Origin of the sequence: Streptomyces sp. BB1-1-1 (genome assembly GCF_031597775.1) — a bacterium.
GTDB classification, from domain to species: Bacteria; Actinomycetota; Actinomycetes; order Streptomycetales; family Streptomycetaceae; genus Streptomyces; species Streptomyces thinghirensis.
Map to the genome: position 1 here is coordinate 1,979,108 of NZ_CP134203.1, position 14,928 is coordinate 1,994,035.

A 14,928-nucleotide genomic window follows, 5' to 3' on the forward strand; every position below is an offset into this window, starting at 1 on the left:
ATGAGCGGCGAGGGCTTCCGCCGGTCGATGAGGTACGAGGGCCTCCGCCGGCCGGGGACGGGCCCGCCGCGGCGGTCGGTGTCACGCGGGGGCGGGAGCAAACGTGCGGGGCAGCGCCTCGGACTCCCAGATGGCGTCGAGCGCGCGGGCGAATCCCGCGATCTCCTCGTCACTGTGATGGGGCGTGGGAGTGACCCGCAGCCGCTCGGAACCCACCGCCACGCTCGGCGAGTTGATCGGCTGCACGTAGTAGCCGTGCTCGTCCAGCAGCCGCCGCGCCACGTTCTGGCACTTGACCGCGTCCCCGACCAGCACGGGCACGATGTGGGCCGCCTCCGAGACGACCGGGATGCCGTGGTCGCGCAGCAGGCCCTGCAACAGGGCTGCCTTCTGGGCCAGATGGCCGCGCTCCAGCTCGGACCGCTTGAGGTGGCGCACCGCGGCCAGCGCTCCGGCCGCCACGGCCGGCGGCAGCGACGTGGTGAAGATGAAGGCCCCGGCGAAGCTGCGGATGGCGTCCACGACGGACGCCGGGCCCGCCACGTATCCGCCGGCGGTCCCGAACGCCTTGGCCAAGGTGCCCTGTACGACGTCGAACCGGTCGGCGATGCCGAGTTCGGCGGCCTTTCCGGCACCGTGCGGGCCGTACATGCCGACCGCGTGCACCTCGTCCAGGTAGGTGAACGCACCGTACTGCGCGGCGAGTTCCGCCACCCGCTCCAGCGGGGCGACGTCGCTCTCCATGGAGTAGACGCTCTCCAACGCGATGATCTTGGGCAGCGAGGGGTCCGTACCGGCCAGCAGCTCCTCCAGGTGATCGACGTCGTTGTGCCGGAAGATGTGCTTCTCGGCACCGCTGTGCCGGATGCCGGCGATCATCGACGCGTGGTTGAGCTCGTCCGAGAGCACGACGCAGCCCGGCAGCCTGCTGCCGAGAACCGTGAGCGCGGCGTCGTTCGCCGCGTAGCCGGAGGGGAAGATCAGCGCCGCCTCCATGCCGTGCAGGTCGGCGAGTTCACGCTCCAGCTGCACGTGGTAGTGGTTGTTGCCGGAGATGTTGCGGGAGCCGCCGCTGCCCGCGCCCGTCTCGTCCACGGCCTTCTTCATGGCTTCCAGCACCAGAGGGTGCTGACCCATTCCCAGGTAGTCGTTGCTGCACCAGACGCTGATCCTCCGGCCGTCGCCCGGGCCGAACTTCAGCGCCGCCGGGAAGGCACCCGCCCGCCGTTCGATCTCCAGGAAGGTGCGGTACCCGCCCTGTTGTTTGAGGGCGTCTATCTGTGACGAGAAGAAGTCTACGTAGCCGAACATGAAATCTCCCGTGAACGTATTGCGACGTCGATTACTTGTCGCGCCGCACCGAACCTAGAGGGATTCGGGCGCACAGGGAAATACCGAATCCACGACCTCATGGGATATCCGTATAACAAGAGGTCACAGAGGGATCGGCGTCAGTTATTCACGAACCGCATAGGCGGGCCGGGACTGCCATTTCTCTTTCATTCCGCAGGCTTCTAAAGTCTCTCGACATGAGTTCCCAGGACGACTTGAAGCCGCGCTCGGCGACGGTGGAGGACATCGCGGAGCTGGTACGTCTGCGGGCCCTGCTGCTCAGTTCGGGGACCGCGCTGTACGCGGCGCGCGACGAGGCGGAGGACAAGGCGTGGAAGCGGGACTACCGCACCTGGCTCGACCGGGTTCTCACGGCGGCCGACGACCAGGTGCACGTCGCCGTGATCGGCGAACCGGGTGAGCTCCTCGCCTGCGCCGTCGCCGTCGTGGACCAGCGCGCCCCCACGGTGCGCTGTCCCAGCGGGCGTTCGGGCTGGGTGCAGGCCGTAGTGGTCGATCCGGCTCTGCGGCAGCAGGGCCTGGGGGGCCTGGTCATGGACCACGTGCTCGGCTGGCTGCGCCGGGCCGGCGCCGACGCGGTGGCCCTCCAGACGACGGCCGTCGGCGCGCCCCTCTACCGGAAACTGGGGTTCCAGCCGTCCGGCGAGGAGCTTCTTTCACGCCCTCTCGGAGGAGACCAGACATGAGAGTCCTGATCGTGGGTCTCGGCTATGCCGGAACCCGGTTTCTGAACGCGTTCTCCCGCACCGCCACGGAGACCGAATTCGCTTACGTGGGCCGCAACCCGAAGGACGGTTCGCTCCCCTACTACGATTCCACGACCCGGGCCCTCGCGGAATTCCGGCCCGACGTGGTGGTCGTGACGGTGCCGGACATGGCGCATGCCGAGATCCTTTCGGAGCTGGACGGCTATCAGGGGTTCGTACTGGCGGAAAAGCCCTTGGCGCTGCCCGGCGAGAGCCTGGGCGAAATCGAGTCCCACCTGAGCGAGGTCTCCGGGTTCTGCATGGACCTGGTGGAGCGGTACTCCGACGCCACCCGAGTCCTGCGCGCCCACGTCCTGGAACGGGACCTGCGGCTGGTGCGGGCGCACTTCACCTGGGGCAAGGACCGCATCAGCGACCACCGTCCGACCAGCGGGGTCCAGAGCGAGGTGATCCACCCGCTGGACCTGGTCCAGTGGATCGCCGGTCGCGGCGCCGGCCTGGAGCTGGAATCCGTGCTCGGCACCCGGTCGGACTTCTCCGTGTCGGGCGACGCGGTGCTCGACAGCGTCGCGCTGTCCGCACGCCTGGACGAGGGCAGGGTCACCGGGTACAGCAGCTTCGTGAACATCACGCGCTCGCGTGCGATCGACTTCGTCTTCCGCGACCCGCAGGGGGAGTTGACCTACGCCGGCGCCGTGTACGACACACCCGCCTGGGACGCCGACCGGCTGCGCGTGTGGCGCCGGACGTCCTCGGGCGACGAGGTGTTCCGAGAGGTCGACACCCGCGAGGAGCCCGTACCGGACGAGGCCCGCACCATCGTGAAGCTGAGCCGCATGGCCGAGGACGTCACAGCGTTCGTGGTGCGGGGCCGACAGCCCGCCTCGCCCTTTCCCGGGCTGGCCGACGCCCTCTCCCTCCAGCGCCTGCTGAACACGATGGACGCGCAGGTGAACTCGGCGGACCCGGTCACCTACTTCCCCGCTGGGCGCACGGTGCTGCGGGAAGCCGACCTGGAACGCCTGGGCTGATGAGCCCCGGCCGCCCCCGCCCCCGCGCCCCTTCGCAGACCTTTCGCCCCCCATCACCTTTGATCACCCCTGATCACCCCACGCAGAGAAACCCACACAGAGAGACACAGGGAGACACCATGTGCGGAATAGCAGGCTGGGTCAGCTATGCCCAGGACGTACGCCTGGACCAGGGCACCCTGGAGGCCGTCACCCAGACCATGGCCTGCCGCGGCCCCGACGCCGGAGGCATGTGGACGGACCGGCACGCCGCCCTGGGACACCGCCGGCTGTCCATCATCGACCTGGACGGCGGCAGGCAGCCCATGGTCGCCGACAGCGACGGCCGCGAACTGGCCTGCCTCACGTACAGCGGCGAGGTGTACAACTTCAAGGAGCTGCGCGCGGACCTGATCTCCCGGGGCCACACGTTCCGTACGCGCAGCGACACCGAGGTGGTCGTGCGGGGCTACCTCGAATGGGGCGAGGGCATCGTCGACCGGCTCAACGGCATGTTCGCCTTCGCCCTGTGGGACCTGCGCACGCAGTCACTGCTACTGGTGCGCGACCGCATGGGCGTCAAGCCGCTCTACTACTTCCCCACCGCCGACGGCGTGGTGTTCGGTTCGGAGCCCAAGGCACTCCTCGCCCACCCCTCGGTGCCCCGCCGGGTCGGCCAGGACGGTCTGCGCGAGATCCTGGAGATGGTGAAGACCCCCGAGCAGGGGATCTTCGACGGCATGTACGAGGTGCGTCCCGGCCAGTTGGTGCGGGTCGACCGCTCGGGCCTGACGAAGCGCACGTACTGGGCGCTGGAGGCCCGCGAGCACACCGACGACCTGGCCACGACGGTGGACACGGTCCGTGGCCTGCTCGAGGACATCGTCGAGCGCCAGACCGTCTCGGACGTGCCGCTGTGCTCGCTGCTCTCGGGCGGCCTGGACTCCTCCGTGATCACCGCGCTGGCCTCGCGCACCCTCGCGGGCCGGGGCGAGGGCCCCGTCCGCTCCTTCTCGGTCGACTTCGAGGAGCACGGCGCCGAGTTCGTCGTCGACCCGGTGCGCGGCTCCTCCGACACCCCGTTCGTGCACGACCTGGTCAAGCACGTGGGCGCCGACCACAGCGAGATCATCATGAACAGCAGCGAGCTGGCGGACCCCGCACTGCGGGCCAAGGTTCTCCAGGCGCTGGACCTGCCGCCGGCGTACTGGGGCGACATGTGGCCCTCCCTGTACCGCCTCTTCCAGTCGGTCCGGGAACGCTCCACCGTCGCGCTCTCCGGCGAGTCCGCCGACGAGGTGTTCGGGGGCTACCGGTGGTTCTTCGACAACGAGGCGGTCGGCGCGGACACGTTCCCCTGGCTCACGTCCGCGACGGGGAAGTACTTCGACGGCAAGTCGCTCTTCGACCCCGGTCTCATCCAGAAGCTGGACATGCCGGGCTTCCTCAAGGACAGCTACGCCCAGGCGATCTCGGAGACCCCCGAGCTGACCGGCGAGGACGCCGTCAACCGCCGTATGCGGCAGATGAGTTACGTGAACCTCACCCGCTTCGTGCAGACCCTCCTGGACCGCAAGGACCGCATGAGCATGGCGGTCGGCCTGGAGGTGCGCGTCCCGTTCTGCGACCACCGGCTCGTCGAGTACGTCTTCAACACCCCCTGGGAGATGAAGTCGTTCGACGGACGCGAGAAGAGCCTGCTGCGCGCCGCCACCAAGGACCTCCTGCCCGAGTCGATCGTGCAGCGGGTGAAGAGCCCCTACCCGACCACCCAGGACCCGGCGTACGAGCTCGGCCTGCGCGCGTCCCTCCACGAGGTGCTCGCCGACTCCTCGTCCCCGGTGCTCCCGCTGCTCGACACCGCCGCGACCAAGGCCCTGCTGGACCGTCCGGTCGGGGACATGAGCGCGCAGTACGACCGTTCGGGTCTGGAGATGGCGCTGGGACTGAACTCCTGGCTCTCCGCCTACGACATCGAACTGGCCCTCTGACCCTACCCTCCGGCCCGGCCCTCCGACCTACGGCTCCACCTCCCGCCGCACGGCACCCACAGCCCCGGCGCCCGCCCCCGCGCGAGCCCCCGTCACTCGCGGGGGCGGGCGTCGGCAGAGGTGTAGCCGCACTTCACGGCGAAGCCGAGAAGCTGCTCCAGCAGGCCGGGAAACCGCGCCTCCAGCTCCTCCAGGCGCAGCGAGTTGTAGCAGCGGGTGCCCTCGGACCGCACCCGCAGCGTGCCCGCCTCGCGCAGCACCTTGAGGTGGTGGGTCATCGTCGACTTGGCCAGGGAACCGCCGAGTTCACCCGCCGTGCGCTCGGCGCCGTCCGCGAGCGCGACGGCGATGCCCAGACGGGTGGCGTCGCTCAGCGCGAACAGAACGTCGGGCAGGCAGACGTCCTCGATCTCCGGGTGGAAGTAGTGGCGCACCCCTCAAGAATCGCACAACCGCTCACCCCACCTCCTGCTCCGTCCTTGTCGCACGTGGCCGGAATCCGTCGTTCCCGTTTGCCCTGTCGCGCCCGACCCCTCAATGTACCGATGTACCGGAAGTTTCGAACAATGGGGAATCAGTGAAACTCGTCTACCTGCTCGGCCTGGGCGCCTTCGCGCTGGGACTCGACGCCTACGTCACCGCGGGTCTGCTGCCCTCCATCGCGGCAGACTTCGACGCCACCGTCTCTTCCACGGGCCAGATGGTCACCGCCTTCACCCTGGCGTACGCCATCGCCTCCCCGATCTTCGCCACCCTGCTCTCCGCCTCTCGCGTACGCACCGGCCTGCTGGCCTCCCTGGCCGTCTTCTCCCTGGCCAACGCGGGCTCGGCGCTCGCCACCTCACTCCCCGTGCTGCTGATCACCCGCGCCTTCGCGGGCGTCGGCGCGGGCCTCTACCTGGCGCTCGCCGCGGCGGCCGCCGCCTCGCTCGTCGAACGCGAGCGCCGGGGCCGCGCCCTCGCCGTGATCATGGGCGGCATGAGCTCGGGCACCGTGATCGGCGTGCCCGCCGGCGTCTACATCGCCCAGCACACCAGTTGGCGCGCCACCCTGTGGCTGGTCACCGGCATCGGCGTCGTCTCCCTCGTCGGACTGCTGCTGCGACTCCCGCAGCTCCCCGCCACCGAGACGGTGAGTCTGCGCCAGCGCGCCCAGGTGGTCACCGACCCCCGCGTCGCCTCGGTCGTCGGAGTCTCCCTGCTCGCCGCCATCGCCAGCCTCGGCCTCTACACGTACTTCGTCCCGGTCATGGCCACCGGCGCGATGGGAAGCGTCGACAACATCACCCCGTACCTCTGGGCCTGGGGCATCGGCGGCGTGCTGGGCAGCGTCCTCGTCGGATCTCTCGTTGACAAGGTCCGCCGGCCCGCCACCCTGGTCGTCGGCATCCTGGCGATCCTCACCCTCTCGCTGCTCGCCTTCCGGCTCACCGCCTCCATCACCCCGCTGCTCGCGCTGATCCCCATCGCGGTCTGGGGCGCGGTCGGCTGGGCGCTCCAGGTCCCCCAGCAGAACGACCTCCTCGCAGCGCGCGGGGAACGCGGTGGCCCGGTCGCCGTCGCCCTCAACGAGTCCGCCCTCTACCTCGGCAGCGCGATCGGCTCCGGCCTCGGCGGCGCGGCCTTCGCCTTCGGCTGGAGCGGTTCCGTACTCCCGCTCTGGGCGGCGGGCTTCGCCGCGGCCGCGCTGCTGCTCCAGCTCACCGCCGTACGCGCCGCGGCGAAGAAGCCGGCGGCCTCCGCCGCACCGAGCACCGCACCCGCGGCGACGTCCGCGACATCCGCGACATCCGCAACGGACTGAGCGCACCGCTCCTCCTCACAGGGAGGCATCGGCCACCGAGGAAGGCGTCCTCTCCCGGTGGCCGACCGGGAGCGCCCCTCTCCGGCCCGGGTGGTGGAATCGGTCAGACACGGGGACCTTAAAAGTCTCTGGCCTCCAGGGCCGTGCGGGTTCGAATCCCGCCCCGGGCACCGCGGACGCAGTGGACGACTCTCCCGTGACGCTCATACCGCGCGTGATGTCCACTACAGGTGGAGGACGACGGCTGCCGTTCCGAGTGCTGGAACGTCGACCGGGATGGCGCCGTCCGGCTCCGGGCCGATGTCGCTCGGGTTCAGGCCCAGGTAGTTGGTGCGGGCCGCGCGGGCGACGCGGAACGGGGTGCTCAGGCGGCAGGTGACCGGGGTGTCGGCCACCGACTGCAGACGCACCAGGAGTTGGTCGTTGTCGGGGACGGTGACCCCGACGAGTCGTACCCGGGGATCGTCCAGGGCCAGGAAGTGTGTCTCGGCCAGGGTTTCCGCCCCGGCTCCGGCACGGGCCCGGACCGGCACGATCGGGTGGCTGGTGACGGCGGCGACGCGTGCGGCGAGTTCGTCGGCGTCGGCCGGGGTGTTCTCCTCGGCCGTGGCGAAGCCGACGCTGTAGCGGAAGACGTGGTCGAAGGCCTGCTGGGCGGGGAAGTTCGTGTCCCAGATGTTGTTGTGCACCCAGGAGAAGACGGTGGCCGGCTCCTCCTGGGGCAGCGACTGGGGGTAGGGGACGTACGGGATCGCGATTCCGCCGAGCTGGACGAGCGGGGCGTCGGCGGTCGCCAGCGCGGCGTGGTGGGTGCCGTCGCTCAGGCTGATCCAGCGCCGGACGGCGCGCATGTGGGTCGCCGAGCCCGGCACGGTCTCGCGGTCGGTGCCCAGGACGCCGCCCGTGGCCTCCGTGTGCACGGTGGGGTCGTCGAGGGCGAACGGGAAGGCGAAGAAGGCGCTTTCCTTGGTGAGGGTCCCGGTCTTGTCGACGCGGTTCTGTATGTCGATGCGGGCCGCGTGGTGCGGAAGGTGCACCCTCACCCGGAGTCGGCGGGTGCCGGCCGGGGCGCATTCGTAGACCAGGGTGTGGCCGGTGGCGTCCGTGGTGCGGTCGACGAGTGCCGCGGGCGGTGCGGTCGTGCGGGAGGCGAGCAGGTGCATCGAGTCGTCGGCGACGGTCTTGCTGGACTGGTGGTTGAAGCCGCCTGCCGTGGCGTATTCGTCGTAGACGTAGCCGTTGAACCCGATGACGGCGTCCTGGCGGACCATCTCGCGGCCGGCGCGCTTGTCGATGACGGAGGCGATGCAGGCCTCGCGCAGGTCGACGGTGACGCGCAGGTGGTCGTTCTCCAGAACGGTGGCCTCGGTGGGCGCGTCGGTGGCTTCGCCGTCCTGGGCCGCGGTTGCGTCGCGGGGGACGATGTCCAGGCGTACGGCTCCGCAGGCCGGCACGTCTGTGACGGGCACGTGCAGGAACCGGCCGGCGGCGCGGTGGCGTTCGTTGCTCTGGTCCTCCTGGGCGAAGGGCAGGGGCGTGCCGGTGCGCGCGTCGACGACCTGGACCGGCTCGCCGAGCGCGACGGTGCTCTCCGGCAGGAAGAGCCGTGCGGTTTCGGTGCGCGGCCAGCTGCACGTGTTGACGGCGTAGAAGGAGGCCGCCGCGTCGGCGGCGGGGGTGAAGGCCTCGCCGAGCAGCGCGGAAGCGGCGTCCAGGAGGGTTTCGGCGTCGTCGTGGGCGCGCATGGCCTGGGCGTACTTCCAGTGCCACTGCTTCTCGCCGGAGCCGTGGCCGTGGTCGCCGTGGGTCCAGGGGTCGCCGGCTCCCCAGGTGTGCTCGTTGAACAGCGAGGCGGACCGGTAGACGCCGGGAGCGCCGGCGGTGACGGCCGTGCTGCCGGGGACGTTCATCAGACGGGCGTAGCCGGCCACGGTCTGTGCCTCGGCGAGGGCCGCCTGCCCACGACGGGTGGCCGCCAGGGGGACGGCGCCGGCGCCCACGCCGTCGACCCACCAGTCGCTCCAGTCACCCCGGTAGGTCTCCAGGCGGTCTCCGACGCGCTTTTCGGCGTCTTCGAAGAAGTCCTGGTTGCGGGAGGCGCGCAGCTGCGGGTACGCCCACTGTTCGTTCCAGCGGCGCACCGTGTCGGAGATGACGCGGCGCGGGGGGCCGTTGTCGGCGAACTTGCCCAGCACACGCAGGTGCAGGACGTCCCACGGGTAGGGGTCGGCCGTGCCGGGCAGGTCGAGGGCGGGGAAGCCGGGGATGCCGCGTCCCTGGTGGGGATAGGGGAACCGGGCCAGGGCGCTGAGGTAGGAGGGCAGCAGGTCGTCGACGTGGTCGTAGGACTCGTCGAAGCCGAGGATCGAGCCCTCCATGTAGGCCAGGCCGTGCGGGGTGTCGGTGCGCCAGACCAGGACGCTGTTGCCACTGGGTGCCTGCCAGCGGAACAGGCGCGGCAGGTGTTCTCCGCCGACGAGGTGGGGCACCGCGCGGCCCGCCCAGTTGTGGGCCACGGACAGGTAGCGGATTCCGTTGTCGGTCAGTACGTCGGGCAGGCCCACCACCTGGCCGGGTACGTCCGTCTGCATGGCGGTGGTGATGTCGATGCCGTGCCGGTCGCGCAGCTCGGTCACCGGGCGGAGCAGTTCGTGCAGTTCGTCGGTGGAGCAGGTCTCGGTGTGCAGGTTGAACGGCATGGCCGTGAGTTCGACGCGCCCCTCACGGACCCGGTCGAGGAAGCGCTCCACCTGTCGCCGGGGCCGGTTGGCCTGCCAGTCCTGGAAGGAGTGGAAGCCTTCGACGGCCCAGCGGAACCGGGCGGGCTCCGGCCACTCGTCGGTGTCACGGCACAGTTCGAGCAGGGAGTCGAGGTAGGCGCGGCTCTCGGCCATGACCCGCCCTTGCGGGTCGGTGTAGCCGATGTCGAGGTGGGAGTGCTGCACCAGGTGCAGTGTCCAGTGGCGCTGCGGTCGTGCCTCGAAGGCGAGCCGGGTGCCTTCTTCCAGTTCGGGAAGCTCGATCAGCAAGCCGGTGGGGGCTTCCACCTCCGGCACCAGGAGGCGGGTGTCGCCTCCTGGTCCGTCCAGGAGCTCGCAGTGGACGGGGGTGCCCCCGCCGGTGGTGACGCGGGCGCGGGTGACGCGCGGGTGGGGGGCGCCGTCGGGACGGCGTATCCGCAGGCGGATGGACTGCAACAGGCCGCCCGTGCCGTCGCGGCGCAGTAGAGGCTCTCCCGACAGCTGCACCCGCAGGCCGCCCAGGCCGGCAGTGGTGGCCACACGCTCCTTGAGGATGTCGCGCGCGATGTCGGAGTCCCACCAGGACTGCCGGGTCAACGGTGGCTTGGGCATGGTGCGTGAGTGTCCTTTGCGTTGAGGGTGCGGTGGCGTGGGGTGCCGCGTCAGGAAGGCCGGCGGTGCTCGTGGGTGGCGTCGGCGAGAGTGGCGAAGATCTGGACCATGGCCGACTGGTTGAGGGTCGCGGCCGGCGCCTCGGGGTCGAAGTCGCCGCCGCCGGAGGGCTGGAAGCGGAACAGGCCGGTGGAGGCGTCCCGGTTGGACCGGTAGGTGCTGTCCGCGTAGCCGCTCATGACCTTCAGGTAGGCGGGGTCGGGGCGGACGGCGTCCAGGTCGAGCAGGTCCTTGAAGTAGAAGGCGTTGAAGACGGCCGGCTGGTCGTGCAGTCGGCTGCCCTCACTCCAGTAGGCCAGGGAGCCGCGGGCGTCCTCGACCGCCTTGTCCAGGTACCCGGTGTCCCCCGTGCCGCGGTAGAGCGCGACGGCGGTGCCGATCATGGCGCCCGAGTTGTAGGTCCACAGCGTCTCGTTGGTGGTGCCGTCGTCGCCTCGGTCGTTGACGTACAGGCCGGGCGCCTTGCGCATGCACGAATACACCCAGCCGTACCACTGCTCGGCCTTGGCGAGGTAGGTGCGGTCGCGGGTGTGCTCGTACAGCCGGGCGGCGAGCTGGGCGGAGAGGGCGGTGACGTTGGTGGCCCGGATGTTGTTGCCGGGCGAGTCGTACCAGTCCATGCCACCCGGGCAGGGCTTGGTGGCGTCGTCGTCCCAGGCGCGGGCGACGACGGGCACGACCTGTTCGGCCCGCTCCAGGAGCCGGCGGTCGCCGGTGGCCTCGTACTGGTCGAGCTGGCTCAGGGCGACCACGGCGTTGTCGTCGTAGTAGATGTCGCCGCCCGTGCCCAGCGGGGCGGGCAGGTAGGACGCGTAGCCCGGGCGCGGTCCGGAGCTGTGGTAGAGCTCGACGGTGTCGAACCGCTCAGTCGCGTCACGGCGGTAGGAGGCTCCGGTTTTCGGCAGTTCCTGCATGTCGACGGCTGCCTGCGCGGCCTCGCGGAGCGGCCACAGATAGGAGTGCTCCGGGTCGGCGGCTTGTCGGGGGGTGTGCTCCAGGTACAGCCCGTGGGCGTCGGTGCCCTGGTACAGGTGGCCCTGCAGGGCGCGATAGGTGCTGGTGGCGCGGTCGGCCCAGACGCTGGAGGCGACCGGGCGTGCGGGGGCGGGACTCGCGGAGTGGGCGAGCGTAGTGGCGTGGGCGGGGGCAGCGGCGGGGACGACGGCGTGGGCGGGGGCAGCGGTCCACAGCAGGCCGGCGCAGACGGCGGGAGCGGTGGCACGGGTGAGCAGCGATCGCAGCATGCGGGTGGCCCTTCGCGACGATGGGGAGGGAGGTGGAGGCGTGCGGGCTCAGCGGTGGATCTTGAGACTGCTGACGAAGAAGCGCTGGGCGGAGAAGAACAGCACCAGGGTCGGCAGCGAGACCAGCAGGGCGCCGGCCAGCACGACGGGCGGCCCGACGTTGGAGTAGTTGCCCTGCAGGTCGGCGAGAGCGGCCATGACGGGCCGGATGTTACGGCTGGTGACCATCGTGATGCCGAACATCAGATCGTTCCATACCGCCACGAACTGGAAGACGAACACGGCGATCATGGCGGACCGGGTCAGCGGGGCGTAGATCTGCCAGAAGACCCGCCACCAGGACGCGCCGTCCATACGTGCGGCCTCCACGACTTCCCGCGGCAGCGTCAGGGCGTAGTTGCGCATGACGAAGAACGCGAACGGGACCGCGATCGCCGTGTAGATGAGCACGAGACCGGTCTGGGTGTCGTAGAGCGAGGTGTGTGCGTAGGACAGGAACAGGGGACGGATGAAGACCTGCAGCGGCAGCAGGGTGCCGGAGTAGATCACCCAGAACCACAGGGCCTGGTGCCTGACCGGCATGATGATCGTGGCGAAGGCGGCGAAACTGGCGATCACCGCGGCGGCCACCGCGCTGACCACGGCGTACAGCAGGCTGTTGCCGAGAGCCGGGCCCAGGTTGGCCTTGTCCCAGGCCTGGGACATGTTGTCGAACAGCCCGAAGTCCCGGGGCAGCCAGTGCGGACTCCCGGAGTAACTTCCCGCGGGTACCAGCGCGTTGACGACGAGGAGCCAGGTGGGGACCAGCCACAGCACGGCGAGGATCACGAGGGTGGCGTTGCGCAGAACTCGGCCCAGGGACATCGTCACACGCCTTTCACGTCGAGCTGGCGGCGCAGGTAGAGCCAGGAGGCGGCCAGCACGATCACGGTGAGGACGACCGCGATCGCCGCTCCCGCGCCGGGCCGCAACTCCAGGAAGGTCTCGTTGTACATGGACACGGCGAGGGTCTCGGTGGCCCGCCCGGGGCCGCCCTGGGTGAGCACCCAGATCAGGTCGAACGACTTGAGGCCGTTGACCAGGCTCATGCCGATCACGATGATCGACACCGGGCGCAGCTGCGGCAGGACGATGTGCCGGAACTGCTGCCAGCCGCCCGCACCGTCCAGGGAGCCGGCCTCCAGAGTCTCGGGCGGGATGGACTGCAGCCCGACCAGGAAGAGGATGACGGCCACGCCGGTGGCCTGCCAGGCGTTGGCGAGGATCATCACGAGGGTGTTGCCGGGCCAGGTCAGCAGCCATCCCTGGGCCAGCGAGCCGAGCCCGACGCCGTTCAGGACCTGGTTGACGGCGCCGTCCGTGGTGAGCATGAAGTTCCACACGACCGCCACCGCGGATCCCGACAGCGCGTAGGGCAGCACCACACACAGCCGCGCTAGGCGTGACAGGCGGCTGGAGCCGGTCATGCAGGCGATGGCGAGCCCGAGCACGAACGGGAGCGCGACCGTGCCCACCACCCACAGCAGCGTGTTCTGGATGGAGCGGAACAGGGCCGGGTCCGAGGCGAACAGCGCGTAGTTGTCGAACCAGGCGAACGGCGAGGTCCGCGTGTCGCTGAAGAGGCTGCGGTAGAGGGTCCACGCGAACGGGGCCAGCAGGAACAGCGAGACCAGGAGGACGGCCGGAGCCATGAACCCGCCGGCCGCCAGGCGTTCACGCGCGGTGCGCCACACCGGCGCCCGGAGGTCGTGCCGCTTCGCGCTCCGGGGCGCCGGCGGCTTGCCGGGGGCCGTCGGGGGTCGCCGGTCTGTCGTAGAGGTGCTGCTCATGCTTCGTCTCGCTTCCAGGCCGCCCATTCGTCTTGTGCGCGCTCCTGCATCCGGCGCAGTGTGGTGGCCGGGGAGGTCTGCCCGGCCATGAATCCACCGAGGTCGTTGGTGTTGCCCTGGATGAGGCTGGGCGGACTGGCCTCCCAGTAGCGCACCAGCGGCATCCGGCGATTGCGGACGATGTCGCGCTGGAGGCCGGCCACCACCGGGTTGCCGGCGCGCACCTTCGGGTTGGCGGAACTGTCCTGCAGGAAGTCGCTCCACACCCGCTGGACGGACGGGTCGAGCCAGGCGCCGACGTTGGCCATGGCGGCGTCGTGGGAGGAGGCGCGGCTGGGCACCACGAAGACACCCGACTCGGCGATCACACTCTTCGGAGTGGAGGAACGCACGGCGGGGAGGATGAAGGCGCCGTAGTCCGTGCCCGGCTTCATGCCTGCCGCCGACATCCCCGCCGCCTGCCAGGTGCCGTGCAGGAACATGCCCACCTCGGCCTCCTTCAGGGCGCCGGGACCGCGGGCCTGGTCGAAGTCGGGCGCCGTCATCCAGCCCTTGCGCATGAAGTCGTGCCAGATGTCCATCGCCCGGCGCGCCGGAGCATCGGTGTAGGAGGCGTCGCCGTCCACCAGACGCTGGTAGAAGCGCGGATCGACCTTGCTGACCAGTTCCTGGAACCACTCGATCGCCGGCCAGCCACCGGCCTGACTCGCCAGGAACGGCGTGATCCCGTTGCGCTTGAGGACCTCGGCGCAGTGCAGAAGCTCGGACCAGCTCCCCGGTTCGGCCAGGCCCAGCTTCTTGAACACCGGCTTGCTGTAGAAGAGCACGTAGTACGACTCGTACATCGGGATCCCGAGCGCCTTGCCGCGGTACGAGACCGCGTCCCGCGAGGCCGTCCGCACCCACCCCTTGGCCGCGTACCGCTCCCAGACCCGGGTCAGGTCGGTGAGCCCGCCGGCCCGCGCCAGACGCTTGAGCTGATAGCCCGACGCCCACTTGACGAGGTCGGAGGACTTCGACGTCTGCAAGGTCATCTGCACGACCTGCTGGTAGGAGGTCACCGACGGATTCGACAGCGGCCGGAGCGCGAAACCGGTGATCTTCTTCAGCTCGCCGCCGGCCGAGCGGTAGCCGTCGTCCCAGGTGGCGTTGTCATTGGAGATGCTCGTGGTTCCCGGCTGCGCGGAGGTGCTCTCGCCCCGGGCGCATCCTCCCGCCGTCACGGCGGCCGCGCCGGCGGCCACCCCGGCGAGGAAGCGACGCCGAGCCAGCGGCCCAGCCGCGCTGCCGGTCCTGCCCGTTGCTGACATTGATCACCTTCACGGAATCGGGCCACATAGATGGCCGGATGTGAATCACAGGGCACGCAGGGCACCGATCAGGCCCGGGATCTGCCGAGTGTGTGTTGCGTGGAGGTTAACGACACCATTCCTGCGGTAGCAAGGGTTCAGAAGGAAAAGAATCACCCGACATGAAGAAGTCGGGTAAATATGCAGGCCAGAGGCGCCTAAGCGCCGCGTCAGCCCCACATGACATCCATGGACTCCTCCAGCCAGGGACTGTTATCGTTAACTCAC

Annotated in this window: 11 protein-coding genes and 1 tRNA gene; 5 read left to right on the forward strand and 7 right to left on the reverse strand. The window is 70.0% G+C overall.

Annotated features, from left to right (window positions below; translation table 11 throughout):
• Window positions 1–81: 81 nt before the first annotated feature.
• Window positions 82–1,311: a 5-aminolevulinate synthase gene (gene hemA, locus RI578_RS09095; RefSeq protein ID WP_310870640.1), complete on the reverse strand. Its 1,230-nt coding sequence runs from the start codon at window positions 1,309–1,311 to the stop codon at window positions 82–84.
• Window positions 1,312–1,529: 218 nt separating this feature from the next.
• Between hemA and RI578_RS09100 the strand changes: the two genes are divergently transcribed.
• The 3 genes from RI578_RS09100 (at window position 1,530) to asnB (ending at window position 5,061) form a co-directional block, all read left to right on the forward strand.
• Entirely contained in the window at window positions 1,530–2,039 is a 510-nt protein-coding gene (locus RI578_RS09100; protein ID WP_310870641.1) for a GNAT family N-acetyltransferase, read from the forward strand.
• A complete protein-coding gene (locus tag RI578_RS09105; protein ID WP_310870642.1) occupies window positions 2,036–3,091 on the forward strand; it encodes a Gfo/Idh/MocA family oxidoreductase in 1,056 nt (351 codons plus the stop codon). Before RI578_RS09100 ends, RI578_RS09105 begins: the two co-directional genes overlap by 4 nt.
• Before the next feature lie 119 nt (window positions 3,092–3,210).
• The gene (gene asnB / locus RI578_RS09110; RefSeq protein ID WP_310870643.1) at window positions 3,211–5,061 is read left to right on the forward strand and encodes an asparagine synthase (glutamine-hydrolyzing); all 1,851 of its coding nucleotides are present in this window, start codon (window positions 3,211–3,213) and stop codon (window positions 5,059–5,061) included.
• A 92-nt stretch (window positions 5,062–5,153) separates the two neighbouring features.
• Here asnB and RI578_RS09115 read toward each other — a convergent pair whose 3' ends face one another.
• A complete protein-coding gene (locus RI578_RS09115; protein ID WP_310870644.1) occupies window positions 5,154–5,495 on the reverse strand; it encodes a helix-turn-helix domain-containing protein in 342 nt (113 codons plus the stop codon).
• 143 nt (window positions 5,496–5,638) lie between these two features.
• On the opposite strand from RI578_RS09115, the gene RI578_RS09120 reads away from it, so the two are divergent.
• Both RI578_RS09120 and RI578_RS09125 read left to right on the forward strand, forming a co-directional pair.
• On the forward strand, window positions 5,639–6,865 hold the full coding sequence (locus RI578_RS09120; RefSeq protein WP_310870645.1) for an MFS transporter: 1,227 nt from the start codon (window positions 5,639–5,641) through the stop codon (window positions 6,863–6,865).
• Window positions 6,866–6,949: 84 nt separating this feature from the next.
• Window positions 6,950–7,035, forward strand: a tRNA-Leu gene (locus RI578_RS09125).
• Between the two features lie 54 nt (window positions 7,036–7,089).
• On the opposite strand, the gene RI578_RS09130 is transcribed toward RI578_RS09125, so the two are convergent.
• From RI578_RS09130 to RI578_RS09150, 5 genes are read right to left on the reverse strand one after another with little or no spacing between them, the layout of a single operon-like run.
• A complete protein-coding gene (locus RI578_RS09130) occupies window positions 7,090–10,218 on the reverse strand; it encodes a glycoside hydrolase family 38 C-terminal domain-containing protein (RefSeq protein ID WP_310870646.1) in 3,129 nt (1,042 codons plus the stop codon).
• Between the two features lie 50 nt (window positions 10,219–10,268).
• Window positions 10,269–11,522 (reverse strand): glycoside hydrolase family 76 protein, encoded by a 1,254-nt coding sequence (locus tag RI578_RS09135; RefSeq protein WP_310870647.1) that lies wholly within the window; start codon window positions 11,520–11,522, stop codon window positions 10,269–10,271.
• Between the two features lie 48 nt (window positions 11,523–11,570).
• The gene (locus RI578_RS09140) at window positions 11,571–12,386 is read right to left on the reverse strand and encodes a carbohydrate ABC transporter permease (RefSeq protein WP_310870648.1); all 816 of its coding nucleotides are present in this window, start codon (window positions 12,384–12,386) and stop codon (window positions 11,571–11,573) included.
• 2 nt (window positions 12,387–12,388) lie between these two features.
• Window positions 12,389–13,351, reverse strand: coding sequence for a sugar ABC transporter permease (locus RI578_RS09145; RefSeq protein WP_310870649.1), 963 nt, complete (start codon window positions 13,349–13,351; stop codon window positions 12,389–12,391).
• Window positions 13,348–14,661 (reverse strand): extracellular solute-binding protein, encoded by a 1,314-nt coding sequence (locus tag RI578_RS09150; RefSeq protein WP_310870650.1) that lies wholly within the window; start codon window positions 14,659–14,661, stop codon window positions 13,348–13,350. Before RI578_RS09150 ends, RI578_RS09145 begins: the two co-directional genes overlap by 4 nt.
• Between the last annotated feature and the right edge of the window lie 267 nt (window positions 14,662–14,928).